Origin of the sequence: Gemmiger formicilis (genome assembly GCF_016901605.1) — a bacterium.
In the GTDB taxonomy this organism is placed as follows: Bacteria; Bacillota; Clostridia; order Oscillospirales; family Ruminococcaceae; genus Gemmiger; species Gemmiger formicilis_B.
This window is the reverse complement of the sequence record NZ_JACJKP010000847.1, coordinates 1-220: the sequence shown is the minus strand read 5'-3', so window position 1 is coordinate 220 and position 220 is coordinate 1. Positions and strand designations below refer to the sequence as shown.

Annotated in this window: 1 protein-coding gene; it reads left to right on the top strand. The window is 57.7% G+C overall.

Annotated features, from left to right (window positions below):
- On the top strand, positions 1–220 hold a 220-nt coding region (locus H6B10_RS18380), incomplete at both ends, for a TRCF domain-containing protein (RefSeq protein WP_243427450.1).

Sequence of the window (220 nt, the reverse complement as noted above, 5' to 3'; positions counted from 1 at the left end):
GAAACACCGCCGCCCGACAAAAGCGACTGTCTGGTGGATATTTCCATTGACGCTTACCTGCCGGAAGATTACATTCCCGATCCGGCCGGACGCATTGAAGCCTACAAGCGGATTTTCGCCCTTTTGTACGCGCAGGCTGAAATAGGGGCGACCCAGAGCGTTGTACAACACGCGGTGGGGATACTGGTCCATCACCGCGGCCAACTGCTGCGGACCTACC